Source organism: Duganella sp. sic0402 (genome assembly GCF_019219065.1).
Taxonomy (GTDB): Bacteria; Pseudomonadota; Gammaproteobacteria; order Burkholderiales; family Burkholderiaceae_D; genus Rugamonas.
The window spans coordinates 128,123-145,450 of record NZ_JAHUWK010000001.1 but is presented as its reverse complement, the minus strand read 5'-3'; the positions used below and the strand labels follow the sequence as shown (position 1 = coordinate 145,450).

23 protein-coding genes are annotated in these 17,328 nt (G+C 61.5%); 12 read left to right on the top strand and 11 right to left on the bottom strand.

Annotation, left to right across the window (positions count from 1 at the left end; genetic code table 11):
• Positions 1 to 3: 3 nt before the first annotated feature.
• Both KW842_RS00650 and KW842_RS00645 read left to right on the top strand, forming a co-directional pair.
• Entirely contained in the window at positions 4 to 366 is a 363-nt protein-coding gene (locus KW842_RS00650; protein ID WP_218302165.1) for a hypothetical protein, read from the top strand.
• Between the two features lie 17 nt (positions 367 to 383).
• Positions 384 to 1,343 (top strand): succinylglutamate desuccinylase/aspartoacylase family protein, encoded by a 960-nt coding sequence (locus KW842_RS00645; protein ID WP_218302164.1) that lies wholly within the window; start codon positions 384 to 386, stop codon positions 1,341 to 1,343.
• Here KW842_RS00645 and sugE read toward each other — a convergent pair.
• A complete protein-coding gene (sugE, locus tag KW842_RS00640; RefSeq protein ID WP_218302163.1) occupies positions 1,340 to 1,657 on the bottom strand; it encodes a quaternary ammonium compound efflux SMR transporter SugE in 318 nt (105 codons plus the stop codon). The two genes, KW842_RS00645 and sugE, sit on opposite strands and share 4 nt — an antisense overlap.
• 208 nt (positions 1,658 to 1,865) lie before the next feature.
• Here sugE and KW842_RS00635 point away from each other — a divergent pair, with 208 nt between their 5' ends.
• Positions 1,866 to 2,225, top strand: coding sequence for a DUF1304 domain-containing protein (locus KW842_RS00635; protein ID WP_218302162.1), 360 nt, complete (start codon positions 1,866 to 1,868; stop codon positions 2,223 to 2,225).
• A gap of 2 nt (positions 2,226 to 2,227) precedes the next feature.
• Positions 2,228 to 2,425, top strand: coding sequence for a hypothetical protein (locus tag KW842_RS00630; protein WP_218302161.1), 198 nt, complete (start codon positions 2,228 to 2,230; stop codon positions 2,423 to 2,425).
• Between the two features lie 2 nt (positions 2,426 to 2,427).
• On the opposite strand, the gene KW842_RS00625 is transcribed toward KW842_RS00630, so the two are convergent.
• Complete coding sequence (locus KW842_RS00625) at positions 2,428 to 3,438, bottom strand: hypothetical protein (protein ID WP_218302160.1); 1,011 nt, start codon at positions 3,436 to 3,438, stop codon at positions 2,428 to 2,430.
• 127 nt (positions 3,439 to 3,565) lie between these two features.
• Between KW842_RS00625 and KW842_RS00620 the strand changes: the two genes are divergently transcribed.
• Positions 3,566 to 3,856: a helix-turn-helix transcriptional regulator gene (locus KW842_RS00620; RefSeq protein ID WP_218302159.1), complete on the top strand. Its 291-nt coding sequence runs from the start codon at positions 3,566 to 3,568 to the stop codon at positions 3,854 to 3,856.
• A gap of 10 nt (positions 3,857 to 3,866) precedes the next feature.
• Positions 3,867 to 4,922, top strand: coding sequence for an alkene reductase (locus tag KW842_RS00615; RefSeq protein WP_218302158.1), 1,056 nt, complete (start codon positions 3,867 to 3,869; stop codon positions 4,920 to 4,922).
• Positions 4,923 to 4,927: 5 nt separating this feature from the next.
• On the opposite strand, the gene KW842_RS00610 is transcribed toward KW842_RS00615, so the two are convergent.
• The gene (locus KW842_RS00610) at positions 4,928 to 5,881 is read right to left on the bottom strand and encodes an MBL fold metallo-hydrolase (protein ID WP_218302157.1); all 954 of its coding nucleotides are present in this window, start codon (positions 5,879 to 5,881) and stop codon (positions 4,928 to 4,930) included.
• Positions 5,882 to 5,984: 103 nt separating this feature from the next.
• Here KW842_RS00610 and KW842_RS00605 point away from each other — a divergent pair, with 103 nt between their 5' ends.
• From KW842_RS00605 to KW842_RS00590, 4 genes are all read left to right on the top strand, one after another.
• The gene (locus KW842_RS00605) at positions 5,985 to 6,521 is read left to right on the top strand and encodes a sigma-70 family RNA polymerase sigma factor (RefSeq protein ID WP_218302156.1); all 537 of its coding nucleotides are present in this window, start codon (positions 5,985 to 5,987) and stop codon (positions 6,519 to 6,521) included.
• On the top strand, positions 6,518 to 7,468 hold the full coding sequence (locus KW842_RS00600) for a FecR domain-containing protein (RefSeq protein ID WP_218302155.1): 951 nt from the start codon (positions 6,518 to 6,520) through the stop codon (positions 7,466 to 7,468). The genes KW842_RS00605 and KW842_RS00600 overlap by 4 nt, the downstream gene beginning before the upstream one ends.
• Positions 7,469 to 7,544: 76 nt before the next feature.
• Positions 7,545 to 10,001: a TonB-dependent receptor gene (locus KW842_RS00595; RefSeq protein ID WP_218302154.1), complete on the top strand. Its 2,457-nt coding sequence runs from the start codon at positions 7,545 to 7,547 to the stop codon at positions 9,999 to 10,001.
• Between the two features lie 113 nt (positions 10,002 to 10,114).
• Positions 10,115 to 10,732: a 1-acyl-sn-glycerol-3-phosphate acyltransferase gene (locus KW842_RS00590; protein ID WP_218302153.1), complete on the top strand. Its 618-nt coding sequence runs from the start codon at positions 10,115 to 10,117 to the stop codon at positions 10,730 to 10,732.
• Here the strand turns inward: KW842_RS00590 and KW842_RS00585 are convergent, their stop codons facing one another.
• The 8 genes from KW842_RS00585 to KW842_RS00550 are packed head-to-tail and all read right to left on the bottom strand — an operon-like array spanning position 10,733 to position 16,303.
• Positions 10,733 to 11,281, bottom strand: coding sequence for a HupE/UreJ family protein (locus KW842_RS00585; protein WP_218302152.1), 549 nt, complete (start codon positions 11,279 to 11,281; stop codon positions 10,733 to 10,735).
• A gap of 9 nt (positions 11,282 to 11,290) precedes the next feature.
• Positions 11,291 to 11,905 carry an urease accessory protein UreG gene (ureG, locus tag KW842_RS00580; protein ID WP_218302151.1) on the bottom strand — a complete coding sequence of 205 codons (615 nt, stop codon included), beginning with the start codon at positions 11,903 to 11,905 and terminating at the stop codon, positions 11,291 to 11,293.
• 9 nt (positions 11,906 to 11,914) lie between these two features.
• Positions 11,915 to 12,595 (bottom strand): urease accessory protein UreF, encoded by a 681-nt coding sequence (locus KW842_RS00575; RefSeq protein ID WP_218302150.1) that lies wholly within the window; start codon positions 12,593 to 12,595, stop codon positions 11,915 to 11,917.
• Positions 12,596 to 13,105, bottom strand: coding sequence for an urease accessory protein UreE (gene ureE, locus KW842_RS00570; protein WP_218302149.1), 510 nt, complete (start codon positions 13,103 to 13,105; stop codon positions 12,596 to 12,598).
• Positions 13,106 to 13,107: 2 nt separating this feature from the next.
• Positions 13,108 to 14,808, bottom strand: coding sequence for an urease subunit alpha (gene ureC / locus KW842_RS00565; protein WP_218302148.1), 1,701 nt, complete (start codon positions 14,806 to 14,808; stop codon positions 13,108 to 13,110).
• A gap of 1 nt (position 14,809) precedes the next feature.
• Positions 14,810 to 15,118: an urease subunit beta gene (locus KW842_RS00560; protein WP_218302147.1), complete on the bottom strand. Its 309-nt coding sequence runs from the start codon at positions 15,116 to 15,118 to the stop codon at positions 14,810 to 14,812.
• Between the two features lie 10 nt (positions 15,119 to 15,128).
• The gene (locus KW842_RS00555) at positions 15,129 to 15,431 is read right to left on the bottom strand and encodes an urease subunit gamma (protein ID WP_218302146.1); all 303 of its coding nucleotides are present in this window, start codon (positions 15,429 to 15,431) and stop codon (positions 15,129 to 15,131) included.
• 14 nt (positions 15,432 to 15,445) lie between these two features.
• A complete protein-coding gene (locus KW842_RS00550) occupies positions 15,446 to 16,303 on the bottom strand; it encodes an urease accessory protein UreD (RefSeq protein WP_218302145.1) in 858 nt (285 codons plus the stop codon).
• On the opposite strand from KW842_RS00550, the gene KW842_RS00545 reads away from it, so the two are divergent.
• Positions 16,302 to 16,568, top strand: a complete 267-nt coding sequence (locus tag KW842_RS00545) for a hypothetical protein (RefSeq protein ID WP_218302144.1) — start codon at positions 16,302 to 16,304, stop codon at positions 16,566 to 16,568. The genes KW842_RS00550 and KW842_RS00545 overlap by 2 nt on opposite strands.
• 73 nt (positions 16,569 to 16,641) lie before the next feature.
• A complete protein-coding gene (locus KW842_RS00540) occupies positions 16,642 to 17,163 on the top strand; it encodes a spore coat U domain-containing protein (protein WP_229223414.1) in 522 nt (173 codons plus the stop codon).
• The last annotated feature ends 165 nt before the right edge of the window (positions 17,164 to 17,328 follow it).

The window sequence follows — 17,328 nt, the reverse complement described above, 5'->3', positions numbered from 1 at the left end:
TATATGAGCAAAATTATCCCCAGCACACCATTCATTAACGTGCTCGTTTCGATTCGGGAAACGAAACCGGGCGTTTATGACGTAATGACTGCGCCAGCGACGCCTTGGGTCACGGCAAAGGATACCGTCATCAACTATCAAATTTTCGATAGCGGAAATCGTGATATTGTCTTTACTGGCATGAGCGTCAAGCCGGCGGATAATAATCAATTGAGTAAAGCAACTATCAGTGTTAGCGGCAAGCAATTAACTTTCAGTGATGCGAATACCGCCCAAATGACTTTTAACATTACACTGCATTTGAAGGATGATCAGGGTGTGGAGTTTGCACACGACCCTGAAGTCGAGAATTCGCCAGAGGGTTAAGGCTCGCGGAACACGATATGTTTCCCGTCAGCTCATCTCAATTTAGATTGACACAATACGATGGTCAACACGAAGGCACGCGGCTAATTATCACCGGCGCTGTGCACGGAAATGAGGTCTGCGGCACACAGGCGATTATTCGTGCAGTGGAAGATCTAGATCGTAGTGTGCTGACGATACGGTGCGGCAGCGTCACATTTATTCCTGTTACGAATCCCTTAGCGTATGCCAAGGGCGAGCGTGCCGGTCAACGGAATTTAAATCGTAATCTTTTTCCGAATTCAGACCCGCAGGATTTTGAGGACCATGTGGCAAACTGGCTGTGCCCTTTGCTGACGCAGCATGATGTGCTGCTGGATCTGCATTCTTTCAGCGGGAACGGCGAGCCGTTTGTGATGGTCGGACCGCGCAATAATGATGGACCACTGGAGCCGTTCAAGCATGAGGAGCAAGAGCGTGCTTTGGCACGGCGGCTAGGGGTGCGGCGGTTTGTTGATGGCTGGCTGCGCACTTATGGCGATGGCGTGCAGCGGCGCATGAGCGGCAGCAGTGAATTACAAACCGTGCTGCGCTACGGCATGGGAACCACCGAATATATGCGCTCGGTCGGCGGCTATGCGCTGACGCTGGAGTGCGGCCAGCACAATGATCCGCAAGCGCCGGAAGTGGCATATCGCGCGATACTGAATACGCTGGCGTTCCTTGGCATGATCGACGCGCCTGAACCGGAGCCGGTTAAGCCTGAGCAAATGGAAGCACTGAGCATGGTCGCCGTCTACGACAAGCAGCATGCTGAAGATAAATTCAGCCGTGACTGGTCCAGCTTCGATCCAGTCCGGCAAGGCGAGGAAATCGGCCGGCGCGCTGATGGCACGCCAGTGCTGGCGGAGTTTGACGGCCGCATCCTGTTCCCGGACGCGGCAGCCGGGGCGAACAGCGAGTGGTACTACCTCACACGCCCTAACCCATCGTTTTAAGCCGTCGAAACTTTCAAACCGATGATGCCGCCGACAATCATGGCGATGCAAGTCAGCCGCACAATGCTGGCTGGCTCATGCAAGACAACGATACCGTAGATCACTGTCCCCACCGTGCCAATGCCGGTCCAGATCGCATACGCCGTGCCCAGCGGCAGCGTGCGCAGCGCCAGGCCCAGCATGCCGACGCTGCCGGCCATCGCAGTCAAGGTCAGCACCGACGGCACCAGCTTGCTGAAGCCTTCCGTGTATTTCAGGCCAACCGCCCACACCACTTCCAGCAAACCGGCCAATATCAAGATCATCCAGGTCATGACGACACTCCTCGTTGCGGCCAGGTCGTCCAAGCCAAGTGAAACGCCGCAACGGGCGTCGCGCTTCGGACTCAGGCAGGGTCGTCCCCACAGAAGCGCAAGAGTCAAAAGTATAGCATTTGAGCAAATTTGGTGGCGGGCCTCTAGCCGCCAGGAGCTTGCTCAGGCGATAATGTTCCACCAATATTGATAACAACAAGGAGCACTCATGCATTTGGCAGCCCAGATCGTCACCGCGCTGGTAGCGCTGATCCACGTCTACATCGTCCTGCTGGAAACCGTGCTGTTCAATTCGCGTGGCCGCCGCGTCTTCGGCCTGAGCAAGGAGAAGGCGGAAATCGTCCAGCCAGCGATGTCGAACCAGGGCTGCTATAACGGTTTCCTGGTCGCCGCACTATTGGTCGGCTTTGTCCATCCTGACGCAGCCATTGCATCGGCATTCACCGTGTTTGGCCTGGCCTGCGTGGCAGTCGCTGGCGTGTGGGGCGGCGTGACGGTCAAGCGTTCGATCCTGCTGATTCAAACCCTGCCCGCAGTCATCGGCCTGGCCCTGCACTTCGCTGCCTGACCATGCAGACCAAAGTCAATTGGGTGCTGATGGTCTGCGCCGGCGCTGCGCTGGTGTTCACAGGCTACAAGGAGTTCAGCAGAAAGCCAGAACTGCATGCGGTCAATGAAGCCGCCTGCACGCCGCAGGCCATCAAGAGCATCGATAACATCACCGAGCGCGCGATTCAATCATCGAAGTGCGCGCAGCGCGACAAATAAGGCTATTTGCGCAGGCTCGGCAGCGTTATGGCGGCGGCTGGCGACGTGGTGGTATCGGCTGGCTTGGCGCCGGTGCCGCGCAGCGCCAGCAACCAGCCTATGCCCTCAAACCAGAATGGCGAGCCGAGGGAAGCAGCAAAGGCTGTCGCCACCCAGCCGATCAGGGCGAACAGCAGCGCAACCGCAATCCCACTGCCGCTGCTGCTATCGAAGCGCGCCGAAGGCCAACCGATCGGCAAGGTTTGCAGTTCCTGGGCTTGCGCCTTGGCGAGTTTGGTTTGCGCCAGCGCGCTGGCTGCGTCCGATGGCTGGACTGGCGCGACGGGCGGTTTGGCCAGTTCAGCCTTTTGCGCCAGCGATGCGGTCAAGGCCGCATCTGTCCACAAGCGCTGCGACAATTGCAGCGCGTCGATATTCATCACCACCGCATACAACAGCCCGACCAGGAACAACACGAACTGCGAGCGCCGCTTGTACCAGCCGCTGATGCGCTCCATCACCGTGTCGTACCACAGCTTCACGGCGCTCTCCAGCGCCGCCACATCATCCGGCCCCTCGCCCATGATGGCCAGCAGCGTGCGCGTCAAGCCTTCGTTGCCGACGTTGCTCAGCAGGATGGCCGCCGTCTGCCCCTTGCCATACTTGGCCGTCAGCGTCGACACGAAGGCACGCGCGAATATCGCCGACGGAATATAGGACGGCATGCGGCCGCGCTGCGCCATGCCGAGTATCAGCGGATGGCGCATCACTTCCGCCGTCAGCGACTGCGCGCCCAGCTTGTCCAGCCCGAAGCCATCATCCATCCGCAGCAGCCGTTTCAGCGATGGCAGGATGCCGCGCACCTGCGGCTTGCCAGCCGGTTCGTGCAGCAGGGTCAGCACGCCATCCAGCAGCACCTTGGCGCGGGTCTGGAACAGCGATGCGATCGCCTCGCGCGTGGCGCTGCACAGCAGGCTCACCGCCAGAAAAGTGTAGGACAAGCCTACCGCCACATCCAGGTAATGACTCGACATCCCAGCCCCGTTAGATATCCAACAATGTTCCAATAACATAAAGGATTTCGCGGCCGGCAGCACGCTTTTTATTTATATCGTAGAATTCCGATATTGAAATCGGAAAAACACGATACATATAGCGATCATGGACATAGACGCCATCCACAAAGCCCTAGCCAACCCGATGCGGCGCCAGATTCTGGCGTGGCTGAAGGAGCCGGAGGTGTATTTCTCGGAGCAGCAACATCCGCTGAGCCTGGGAGTATGCGCCGGCATGATCGACCGGCGCGCCGGTCTGTCGCAATCCACGATGTCCGCCCACCTGGCCGTATTGGTCAAGGCCGGGCTGGTGAAGTCGGAGCGGGTCGGCCAGTGGAATTATTTCAAACGCGATGAAGCCGTCATCCAGGCCTTCATCGGACAAATGCAACTATAGGGAACTCATCATGCCTACTCTGTTCGATCCGATCACCATCGGCGATATCACCCTGAAAAACCGCGTCGTCATGGCGCCGCTGACCCGTGCCCGCGCAGTTGGCGGCGGCCGCGTGCCGAACGCGCTGATGGCCAAGTACTACGAGCAACGCGCCACCGCCGGCATGATTCTGAGCGAAGCGACTTCCGTCACACCGCAAGGCGTCGGTTATGCCGACACGCCGGGCCTGTGGTCGGATGAGCAGGTCGAGGGCTGGAAGCAGGTCACCGCCGCCGTGCACGCCAAGGGCGGTGTCATCTTTGCCCAGCTGTGGCACGTCGGCCGTATCTCGGACCCGAGCCTGCTGAACGGTGACGCCCCAGTGGCGCCAAGCGCGATTGCCGCCGAAGGCCACGTCAGCCTGCTGCGCCCGCAACGGCCGTATCCAGTGCCGCGCGCGCTGGATACCGAAGAGCTGGCAGGTGTGGTTGCCGCGTACAAGAAAGGCGCCGAGAACGCCAAGAAAGCCGGCTTCGACGGCGTGCAGGTGCACGGCGCCAACGGCTATCTGCTGGATCAGTTCCTGCAAAGTAAAACCAACCAGCGCACTGACAACTATGGTGGCTCGGTCGAGAACCGCGCTCGCCTGATGCTGGAAGTAACCGATGCCGTGATTGAAGTCTGGGGGCCGGACCGCGTCGGCATGCACCTGGCGCCACGCCGCGATTCGCACGATATGGGCGACGCCAATCCGGCCGAGACCTTCGGCTATGTGGCGCGCGAGCTGGGCAAGCGCAAGATTGCGTTCATCGCCGCGCGTGAAGCCGTGGGCGAGGATAGCCTGGCCCCGCTGATCAAGCAGGAATTCGGCGGCGTGTTTATCGCCAATGAGAAGCTGGATAAAGTGGTGGCACAGAGCCTGCTGGATAGCGGCAAGGCGGATGCGATCGCCTTTGGCAAGGACTACATCTCCAATCCGGACCTGGTGGCGCGCCTGAAAGCCGACGCGCCACTGAATCCGTGGAATGCAGAAACCTTCTATGGCGCCAGCGAAGTCGGCTACACCGACTACCCTGCCCTGGCGTAAGGAGCTTAACGCGGTTGCGTGTACGTCACTGGCACGAACACGTAACCGCCCTTGCCGTTGGACCGCACATGGCCCAGCGCAGGGAACGACAGGTGCGGCGCACCGATCAGGTAGCCGCCCTTGGCCGCAGCCGCAAACGCTTCCTTGCGCTCGGTAATGGCGACCTTGCTGTCGGTATCGAACGAGATGCCCACGCCCGGATCATCAAATTGCACCGCCTGAACGTGCAGCAAATCACCCAGCAGCACCAGCTTCTGCCCCTTGCTCTCCACCACGTAGGTGATATGGCCCGGCGTATGCCCGCCATTGAAGTAGGACTTAATCCCCGGCACCAGTTCGGTATTCGCCACGATAGGCTGGAACTTGCCCGCCTTCACATACGGATTGATCGACACCATCGGCCCTTGGAAATTATCCTTGGCTTCCGGCGACGCCTTGTCGAGATTGGTCTGGCTCAGGTAGTAATCCGCATCGAGCTTGCCGGCACGGACGATGGCGTTCGGGAACACGCGCTGTTCGTTGGAGGCCAGGCCGCCGACGTGATCGCCATGCATATGGCTGATGTAAATCTCGTCCACCTGCTCCGGCTTGTAGCCAGCCGCCTTGAGATTACCAAGCAGCTGCCCCAGCGTCGGGCCGAACAGGCTGGCGGCGCCGGTGTCGATCAGCACCAGCTTGCTGCCGGTATTGATCAGGAAACCGTTGACGGAAGTTTGCAGCGGGCTTTTCTGGAACGACTTGGCCAGCGCCGCATCGGTCTTGGCCGGCGGCTGCTTGAGCAGTTTGTCGACCGGCAGGTCCAGGGTGCCATCGTTCAGCACGGTGATTTCAAAATCACCCAGCGTGGTGCGATAAAACCCCGGCGCCTGAAAACGCGCCATCGGCGCGCCCGCCTGCGCGGCGGCGGTCACCAGCAGCGTGGCGGCAATAGCCAAGGGTTTCAGAATACGTGTGGACATGGCTCCCCTTATTTTTCCGGTTTTATCAAGACCGCTACAATACCTGAAATGCATGCTTTGCACATTCTAGTATCGACAAACCATGCCGATTCGCCTATTATGAATGATAATAGTTCTCATTCATACTTTGCCGGTGTCCCTTAACCTTCCTCCCTCCAGTACCGTCGAGACGCTTTACCTTGACCACCACGCCTGGCTGAGAGGCTGGCTGCACCGCCGCCTGGACAACAGCAGCGAGGCGTCCGACCTGGCGCAGGACACCTTCGTCAACGTGATCAGCACCGGCTACGCCGAGGATATCCGCGAGCCGCGCCCATTCCTGGCGACGATCGCGCGCCGCCTGCTGGCGCACAGGCACCGCCGCCACCTGCTGGAGACAGCCTACCTTGGAGCGCTGGCCGCGCTACCGGAAGACGCCATGCCGTCGCCGGAGACGCGGCTGATGGTGCTGCAAGCGCTGGAAGAAATTGATCGCGCGCTGGACGGCCTGCCCTGCGCCGTGCGCCAGGCTTTTCTGCTGGCGCAGCTGGAAGGCCTGAACTACGAACAAATCGCCGCGCAACTGGGCGTATCCACCAGCTCGGTGAAGCAATACCTGACCCGCGCCAACCGCCAATGCCTGTTCACGCTAACGCCATGAGCCACGCATTCAGCGACACGGCCGCAGACCAGGCGGCGGAATGGCTGACCACGCTGATGTCCAGCGATTTCAGCGCGGCCGACCAGCAGCGCTGGCAGCAATGGCGCGCCGCCGATCCGGACAACGAACGCGCGTGGCAGCATATCGAAGCCGTCTGCGCCAGGCTTAAGGGCTTGCAGGGCGGCCCGGCTTACCAGGTGCTGTCGGTACAGTCGCCACGCCGGCGCAACAGCATCGCATTGTTGCTCGGCCTTGGCGTGGCCGGTTCCGCCGGCGTGCTGGGCGCGCGCTCGCAAGCATGGCAGCAATTGAGCGCCGACATGCGCACCGCCGTCGGCGAACGCCGCGAATGGACGCTGGAAGATGGCACTCGCGTACTGCTCAATACCGGCAGTGCGGTCAAGCTGCGCTACGACGCGCATCAACGGCTGCTGCAACTGGTCACCGGCGAGATTCGCATCGAAACCAGCCATGCGGGCGCCGCCGGCCGCCCCTTCATCGTGCAAACAGCACAAGGCCGCGTGCGTGCGCTCGGCACGGTATTCAGCGTGCGCCAACTGAACCACCGCACGCAGGTGGATGTGCAAAACAGCGCTGTGGAGATCACGCCCGCCAGCGCCGACAGCACGCCGCTGACCTTGACGGCGGGCCAGCGCACCGTGTTTTCGACGCGTGACATCACTGCCCCCACGCCTTCATCGACCGACAACCTGGCCTGGACGCTGGGTGCCATCGTCGCCGACGATATGCGGCTGGACGACTTCCTGGAAGAACTGGGCCGCTACCGCCGTGGCGTGCTGCGTTGCGATCCGGCGCTGGCCAAGCTGCGTTTTTCCGGCGTATTCCCGCTGAAGGACACCAACGCCGTCCTGGCGATGCTGCCCAACTCCCTGCCGGTGCGCATCCGTACTTTCAGCCCTTATTGGGTCAGTGTCGAAAAAAGATAAAAAAATCCTGCCCGATTTTGAATCCTGCGGCACCTATTAAGTAAGCACCACATTTTTACTTACTTGAGGAACCGTTATGCCACGTACTTTCCAACGCCGGCCGATTGCCTGCGCCGTCTCGCTGCTGCTATGCCTGGGCGCCGCGCCATGGACGCACGCCCAGAACACGCCGGCCAGCAAGGCGCAGAGCCAGGAATTCAATATCGCCGCCGGTCCGCTGGCCCCTGCCCTGCGCAGCTTCGCCATCGCCAGCGGCGTTTCGGTGATCTTCACCGCCGACCAGACCGACCATAAAACCACGCCCGGCCTGCGCGGTGTGTATAAGGTGCAGGACGGCTTTGCCGCGCTGCTGAGCGGCACCGGCATGGAAGTGGCGCGGGTGGAAAGCGGCGGCTATGTGCTGCGCACGCAGCGTCCGGCGCCGCCACAAGCCGCGCCAGCGCAGGCGCGCCCGCACACGCCACCGGCTGACGCGGCACTGCCGGCAATCACCATCAACGGCACGCGCCAGAACGCAACCGAAGGCAGCGGTTCCTACACCACCGGCGCCACCAACACCGCCACCCGCATGGAACTGTCGATGCGCGAGACGCCGCAATCGGTCAGCGTGCTGACGCGCCAGCAGATCGAAGATCAGGGCCTGGTGACGCTGGATGACGCGGTCAAAAGCATCACCGGCCTGACCATGCAGAAGGGCTATTTCGTCGGTAATTCCGGCAGCTTCAGCGCACGTGGCTTTGAGGTCACCAATATGCTGCTGGACGGCCTGCCAACCACCATGGGCGCCAACGGCACCTTCAACGCAGACAATGCCGACCTGGTGGTCTATGACCGCATCGAAGTGGTGCGCGGTGCCAACGGCCTGACCAGCGGCAGCGGTAATCCATCCGCCGCCATCAACCTGGTGCGCAAGCGTCCGACCGCCGGTCAGCAAGTCTCGCTGACCGCCAGCGCCGGCAGCTGGAACGACTACCAGCTGCAACTGGACGCCTCCAACGCCTTGAACGAAACCAAAACGCTGCGCGGCCGCGCCGTGATCGCAGCACAGGACAAGGATTTTTTCTACGACGTCTCGCATGACCGCACGCAGCAGGCCTACGGCATCCTCGAAGCAGACCTGGCGCGCGGCACCACGCTGACCGTCGGCGCGCACTACCGCGACACCAAGAACACCGGCGGCTACCAGGGCTTCCCAACCCACGACGACGGCGCGCAGTTCTACCTGCCGCGCTCCACCACGCTCAATAACGCCTACGATTTCTGGAACCAGACCGACAAAACCGTGTTTGCCGAACTGGATCAAAAACTGGGGAATGGCTGGAAAGCCAAACTGTCAGCGATCAAGAAGTGGCAATACGTCGACATGATGTTCACCTCCATACGCGGCAGCGGCGCGGCCTTCTCGCAGAATTCGCAAGCCTATCGCCTGGACAATGCACAAACCAGCTTCGACGCCACCGTCGGCGGCCCGTTCGCGCTGTTGGGCCGCAAGCACGAGGTATCGCTGGGCCTGAGCCGCCGCAAAGCCATCAACGATAACTACGGCGACTGGGGCGTGCGCGCGACGCCGATTCCATTCGATCCATTCCACTTTGATCCTTATGCAGCCAGCCGCCCGGCGATCAATTACCAGCGCTGGGGCATCACCAGCACGCTGAAGGAATCCGGCGTGTATGGCTCGGCGCGGTTCAGCATCACCGATCCGCTGTCGCTGATCGTCGGCGCGCGCAGCAGCTGGTATGACTACAACAACGACCGCACTAACGCCGGCTATAAGGTCACTCGCGAGATCACGCCGTACGCCGGCGCAGTCTACGATCTTGATGCCAACCACTCGCTGTACGGCAGCTGGACCCAGATCTTCCAGCCGCAAAGCACGGTCGACGCCGGCGGCAACCTGCTCAAGCCTGTCACTGGCACCAACTACGAGGCCGGCGTCAAAGGCGAATACTTTGGCGGCGCGCTAAACGCCAGCCTGGCGGTATTCCAGGTCAGCCAGGAAAACCGCGCCATGACAGACCGCGACGGCCCGTCGCCATGCCCAAGCACCGGATCAACTTTCTGCTCGCGCGCGGCCGGCAAGGTCGAAAGCAAGGGTGTGGAAATGGAAGTCAGCGGCGAGCTGGCGCCAGGCTGGCAGGCGACTGCGGGCTACACCTATGTGTCGGCCAAGTTTGTCACCGATTCGGTCGCATCCAATGTCGGCAAATTGTTCGACCCGGACCTGCCGCGCCACCAGTTCAAGGTCAGCACCAGCTACCGCCTGCCGGGCGATTTGCAGCGCTGGCGCGTGGGCGGTTCGCTGAATACGCAGAACGCTATCTACTCGTCGGACGATGACCGCATCACCCACGGCGGCTACACCGTGGTCGGTCTGCATGCCGGCTACCAGGTCAATGAGAAGCTCAGCGTGCGCCTGAATGTGAGTAATCTTTTTGACAAAGTTTACTACCAGGGCATCGGCTGGACCACCGGCGGCAATACCTATGGTGCGCCGCGCAGCGCCACTTTGACCCTCAACTACAAGCTTTAAACAAAAGTTGCTCCCCCGTCGGGGTCAATATAGAATGCGCGCTGCTTTTAAAACAGGCGAATACAAGCCTGTCAATAGTGACAATAATCTAAAAAACACGACGGGGTAGTGAGATGTCTGATTTTGAAATGAAGCCGGAGGTGCTGCCCACCTGGCGCCGCCGCGCGGCGCTGCGGGTACTGAACCTGTTCGGCTGGCGCTTTCTATACCGCCCCCTGCCCGGCCCGCGCGGCATCGTGGTGGTCTATCCGCACACCTCCAACTGGGACTTCTTTGTTGGCCTGATGTGCAAATGGGCGCTGAATCTGCCGTTCCGCTGGCTGGCCAAGGATTCGCTGTTCAAGTCCCCGCTGGGCGGCTGGTTCCGCGCTCTGGGCGGCGAGCCGGTGGACCGCAGCGCGCCGCAAGGCATGATACGTTCGCAAGCGGAGCGCATGAACGCGGCCGACTGGTATTGGCTGGCCATCACACCGGAGGCATCGCGCAGCTACCGCCCTAACTGGAAGAGCGGCTTTTATCACCTGGCGGTGGAGGCCAAAGTGCCTTTGTGCCTGGTATATATCGACTACCCACGCAAGACCCTGGGCATGATCGATCACCTGCACCTCAGCGGCGACCAGGAAGCCGACATGGCCGCCATTCGCGCCGTCTACGAAGGCCACCATGGTCTGTATCCGCAGAACCAAGCGCCGATCGTGCTGCAAGAACGCCGCAGCGACGAACGCAAATAATCACGCAGCCGCTGTCAGCATCGCTCCGGCGGCGGCAATCGCCGCGCCCGACACCTTCACCGCCAGCGCCGGGCTGACGCGGCCCAGCAGACTCCCCCCATACACCAGCAACAGGCTGGCGGCCAGCAAGCCGCCGGCGCTGATCGCTTGCGGCAGCTCGTGTCCATGCGCGTTACCATGCAGCAGCGCGAATACGCTGACCATCGACGCACCTGCCACGGCGGGCAGGCGTGTGGCCGCTACCAGCAATATCCCCATCAACGCCACAGTCAGCGCGATGCCGGTTTCCAGTCCGGGAATGCTCAGCCCCAATGCGCCGCTCGCCATGCCAGCCAACAGCATGCCGATGAACAGCGCCGGTAGCCACTTGGCGTTCGGCTGGCGCACGCTCCACGCGCCTACGGCCAGCATCGCCAGCAGGTGATCGAGGCCGGTGAACGGATGCGTGAAGCCGGCCAGGAAGCCGTGTGTATGCGCGCCGTCGCCGCTATGCGCCAGGGCCGCCCCGCTAGCCGCCGCCAACACCCCGGCGATAATCGTCTTTTTCATGTGTGCTCCTTATTGGTCCAGCAAGCCTTGTTGGCGGATATAGTCGATGACGGCGCCAACGCCCTCACCGCTGCGCAGATTGGTGAAGACAAATGGACGGCTGCCACGCTGCTGTTTGGCGTCGCGCGCCATCACATCAAGATCCGCACCGACATGCGGCGCCAGGTCGGTCTTGTTGATGATTAGCAGATCGGAGCGCGTGATACCGGGACCGCCTTTGCGCGGAATTTTTTCGCCACCGGCGACATCGATCACATAAATAGTCAGGTCGGACAGCTCGGGGCTGAAGGTGGCGGCCAGGTTGTCGCCGCCGGACTCCACCAGGATCAGGTCCAGTTGCGGAAAATCGGCCTGCATGCGGGCGATGGCTTCCAGGTTGATCGACGCGTCCTCGCGGATCGCCGTGTGCGGGCAGCCGCCGGTTTCCACGCCCATCAGGCGCTCCGCCGGCAATGCATCGGCGCGCAGCAGGATTTCCATGTCCTCCTTGGTGTAGATGTCGTTGGTGATCACGGCCATGTCGTAGTGGTCGCGCATGCCTTTGCACAGCATTTCGCACAGCGCGGTCTTGCCGGAGCCGACCGGGCCGCCGATGCCGACGCGGAGTGGATTGGATGTCGTCATAATGCTCTTTCAGGATCTGTATAAACGGCTGTATTGCACTTCGTGCTGCATCGACAGCAGCGACAGGCCGGGCGCCCAGTTGCACATATCGTCGTCACTGACGGTTTGCGCATAGCGGGCGGCGGCTTCGATTTCTTCACGCAGCGACAGCAGCATGCGCTGGCCGGCCACCTGCCCCAGCGGCACCGACTTGACGCACACCAGCACCTGGTTCTCGGCCCACGCGAACAGCATCGCCAGCAATGCCGCATCGCAAGGAATGTGCAGCGCGGCGACGGCGCAGGCAAATGCTGTCGGCAGCGCGACTTCGCTCTCACCTTGCAGCTTGGCCAGCGTGTCGGCATCGGCAATGCCTAACTCGGCGATCAGCTTGCTCAGCGAGTAGCCCATCTGGATGGTCTCGGCGCGGAATTCGCTGCTGTCGCGCGAGGCGATGAACTTTTCGCTCCAGTCGCTGACGGCGCACCAGTCTCGACGCGACCAGGCTTGCATCAAGCGCCAGGTGATGGGCGCCTCCCATTGCGCGACTACTTCATGCAGATGGCGGACGATCCACGCGCGCGCCGTGTCGGCGTCGCACACCTCGCCGCACTCCAGCGCCGCCTCCAGCCCTTGCGAATAGCTGTACGCGCCAATCGGCAAGGCCGGACTGGCGAATTGCAGCAGATGGAGCAGCGCGGCGGCCTGCATTTATTTCGGGTCGCCCGGACGGTGGATCTTCTGGCGCAGCGGGATCGGCGCCAGCGGTCCGTGGCCATGATCGTGATGGTGGCCGTGGCCGCCGCCGTACGCGCCGGACTCCGGCTCGAACGCCGCCATCTCCTCCGCCACCGTCGCGCCCAGCCCGGCCAGCATCTCTTTCAGCACCGCGTCCGCGCGGATGCGCAGGAAGCCATCGCCGACCTGTGCCTGCGTGTGACGGTTCCCCAGATGGAAGGCGCAACGCAGCAGCGTGTGCGCATCGGCGCACGCCACTTTGTACGTCGGCTCCGGCGCAGCAACCACGCGCACCACACGCCGGTCTTCGCCAGTCAGCAGGTCGCCATCGCGCAGCACCGTGCCGCGCACGGTGAACACGGCCACCTCTTCGCCGCTGTCCAGCGTTGCGCGTAGACGGCATTTTTCGCGCAGCTCGTAAGGCAGCACCAGCTGCGCGGCCACGCTGTCGGCGTGCGGGATTTTTGTATGTAAGGTCAGCATCGTCAGAACAGGAAATAACGCTGTGCCATCGGCAGACTGGTCGCGGCTTCGCAGACCAGCAGCTCGCCATCGGCGCGCACTTCATAAGTTTCGGGGTTGACGTCCATGCTGGGCGCCAGGCTGTTGTGGATCATGTCCGACTTGCGCAAGGCGCGCATGCCCTTGGCCACGATCAGGGTTTTATGCAGGCCAAGCTGCTCGCCGATGCCGGCCTCATACGCCGACTGCGACACAAAGGTGAACGACTTCTTCAAGCCGCCGCCGAAGGCGCCGAACATCGGCCGGTAGTGCACCGGCTGTGGCGTCGGGATCGAGGCATTCGGATCGCCCATCAGCGCCGCCGCGATCATGCCGCCCTTGAGTATCATCTGCGGCTTGACGCCGAAGAAGGCCGGCTTCCACAGCACCAGGTCGGCGATCTTGCCCACTTCCAGCGAACCTACCGCATGCGCGATGCCGTGCGTGATGGCTGGATTGATGGTGTACTTGGCAATATAGCGCTTGACGCGGAAGTTATCGTTGCGTGCTGAATCCGGCGCCAGCGGGCCGCGCTGCTCCTTCATCTTGTGCGCGGTCTGCCAGGTGCGCATGATCACTTCGCCGACACGGCCCATGGCCTGCGAGTCGGACGACATCATCGAGATCGCGCCGATATCGTGCAGGATGTCTTCCGCAGCAATCGTCTCGCGGCGTATGCGCGATTCGGCAAACGCCACGTCCTCTGTAATGGCCGCATCCAGGTGATGGCAGACCATCAGCATATCCAGGTGCTCGTCCAGCGTATTCACCGTGAACGGCCGGGTCGGATTGGTCGATGACGGCAGCACATTGCCCTGCCCTACGGCCGCGATGATGTCCGGCGCATGCCCGCCGCCCGCGCCTTCGGTATGGAAAGTGTGAATGGTGCGGTCCTTGAACGCCGCCAGCGTGTCGGCCAGATAGCCGCCTTCGTTCAGCGTATCGCTGTGGATGGCGACCTGGATATCCATCCGGTCCGCCACGCTCAGGCAGTTGTCGATGGCAGCCGGCGTGCTGCCCCAGTCCTCGTGCAGCTTCAGGCCGATGGCGCCGGCGCGCACCTGCTCTTCGAGCGGTTCCGGCAGACTGACATTGCCCTTGCCGAGAAAGCCCAGGTTCATCGGAAACGCGTCGGCCGCCTGCAGCATTGCATGCAAATGCCACGGCCCCGGCGTGCAAGTGGTGGCCGAGGTGCCGGCCGACGGTCCGGTGCCGCCGCCGATCATGGTGGTCACGCCACTCATCAGCGCTTCCTCGATCTGCTGCGGGCAGATGAAGTGGATGTGCGTGTCGACGCCGCCGGCGGTGACGATCATGCCCTCGCCCGCGATGATCTCGGTCGCGCCGCCGATCGCCATCGTCACGTCCGGCTGGATGTCGGGATTGCCGGCCTTGCCGATGCCGGCAATCATGCCGTTCTTCAGGCCGATATCCGCCTTGACGATGCCCCAGTGGTCGATGATCACCGCGTTGGTGATCACCGTATCCATCACCAGCGCCGCCACGCGCTGCGACTGGCCCATGCCGTCGCGGATCACCTTGCCGCCGCCGAACTTCACTTCTTCGCCGTAAGTGGCGTAGTCCTTTTCGATTTCGATAAACAGTCCGGTATCGGCCAGGCGGATGCGGTCCCCGGTGGTCGGTCCGAACATTTCGGCATAGGCGCGGCGCGAGATTGTCACCATATCAGCTGAGCTTTCCCATCACCTTGCCATTGAAGCCATACACTTCCTGGTCGCCGTCCAGCTTGACCAGTTCCACGGTGCGCTGCTGGCCCGGTTCGAACCGCACGGCTGTGCCGGCAGCGATATTCAGGCGCATGCCATAGGCCTTCCAGCGCTCCAGCTTGAGCACCGAGTTGACTTCAAAAAAATGGAAGTGCGAACCAATCTGCACCGGGCGGTCGCCCTGGTTGGTGACCACGACGGTGGTGGTTTCGCGGCCCACGTTCAGGCCGATCTCACCTTCTTCAAGCTTGTATTCACCTGGGATCATGATGAACTCCTTATGGGATGGGGTTGTGGACAGTCACAAGCTTGCTCCCATCAGGGAACGTCGCTTCGACCTGGATGTCAGGGATCATTTCGGGGATACCCTCCATGACGTCGGCGCGCGTGAGTATGCGCGTGCCTTCGGACATCAGTTCTGCGACAGTTTTGCCGTCGCGGGCACCTTCCATGATGGCGCAGCTGATCAGCGCCACCGCTTCCGGGTAATTCAACTGCAAACCGCGCGCCAGGCGGCGTTCCGCCACCAGGCCCGCAGTGAAAATCAACAGCTTGTCTTTTTCGCGTGGAGTCAAGTCCATGTCGTTATGCTCTTTCAGGTTTGCCAGATGCGCGGCGTGACCGCCTCGCGTTGCAACAGATAGGGGCGCAGGCGGCGCCAGACGGCCAGCATCAGGCGGCGCGCTGTCTCGCTGTCATTGCCCAGATGGCGCGCCACCAGCACGCCCTTGGTCTGGGTAACGCCGAAAATGTGTTCGCCATCGGCGTTGAGGTCGGCGCGTATCTCGTTGAGCACGGCGGCGGGTAAAGCCTGGCCAGCCGCGATCAGCGTGGCGCACACGCTATGGCCGTTCAGCGCCAGCGGGCTATCGAGGCGTCCGCCGATGATGTCGCCCTGCTCCCACCAGATCAGCCGTCCTTCACGGCGGATGCTGCTGCGCTGGCGCACGCGCCCGGTATTGAACACTTCGCCAGAACCGCTGCGGCCCATGCACAGGATTTCGCAGCCAAGGAAGGTGGCGCCGGCGGCCAGCTCCACCTGCTGCTCAAGCACCACATTGGCGGTATCAAAGAAGATCGTCTCTTGCGGCAGCCATTCCAGCGCGGCGTTCTGATTGACGTGCAGGTGCACCGACTGGCGCGACACCTTGCCATTCGCCTTGTACCACTTGGCGGCGCCCGGTGTACTGATAAAGGCGTGCGCGTGATCGCCAACGCCGATATCAATTTCCAGCTGATCACCACCGACCACGCCACCGGGCGGATGCACGATGATCGCGTGGCACACCTTGCTGTCTTCTGGATACAGCGCCTTCTGCACGCGCAGCGGCCCCTGGTGGATCTTGTTCAGCAGCCGCGTGGTGCCGGCGTCGTCGGCAAAGCCCAGCGTGAGGCTGGCCTGCCAGGCACTGTGGCTGGCGGCAAGGTCACGCGATGAGGTGCAATCGGGCATGGCGCAGAAACATATAAATAATGTGCTGTCCTATGCAATCGGCATGCCAGCTCAAATCGATGCCAGGCGCCGTGATGCGCACCACAAGATTGCACAGCGCACCACGCCGGTGCGCCTTTGCCGCCGGACGCATAAGATTTTTCTCATGCACCAGATTTCCAGTGTTGTAAAAAAGTGCCGCACAGCAAATAATTTTTGTAATTTCTACGCTGCCAAAAGTATTGCCGCATGCGGCAAAAGCAGGTTTTTAACAGCTGAGGAATAATTGAAACCATTGAAGCGCAGAAACAAAAATTGTTCAGAACTGCGTACAAATGTTCAACTCAAAGGAGATTATCATGATCAACAAGACCTTGACCCGCGCTGCACTGGTGGCCGTTTTCGGCGCCACGCTGCTGCCAATGATGAGCGGCGCAGCCGTGTACGGCAACGGCAGCAAAACCCAGAATTTTGACGTTACCCTGAAAATCATCGCCGACTGCATCATCTCCGCCAACCCGCTGGACTTCGGCCAATCGCAGGGCGTGCTGAATGCCAACGTCAGCGTCAACAGCACCGTCAGCGTCACCTGCACCAACACCACGCCCTACAATATCGGCCTGAACGCAGGTAACGTCGCTGGCTCGACTACCGCCGCACGCCTGATGGTCGGTACTGGTGCCAACACCAGCACCGTCGGCTTCAATCTGTACCAGACCGCCGGCGCCACCAACTGGGGGAATGCGCAAGGCACGGACACCAAATCCGGTACCGGCACCGGCGCGGCACAAATACACACTGTATATGGTGTCGTTCCTGCACAAACCACGCCGCAGCCAGATACCTACAAGTCGACCGTCACCGCGACTGTCTACTTCTAAGCTCTACCCTTCTCTCCGCCGCCAGCCCCATAATCAGCTGACGACGCGACGCAGTACCTCTCAGGCGCCCAAGCCCGCGCTTAAATTCTCCTAGTCTTAAAAATATACCGCCCCAACGTAGCGGCCAGTGTCTATTATTGCGCCATTATCTTGCGCGTCGAGTCC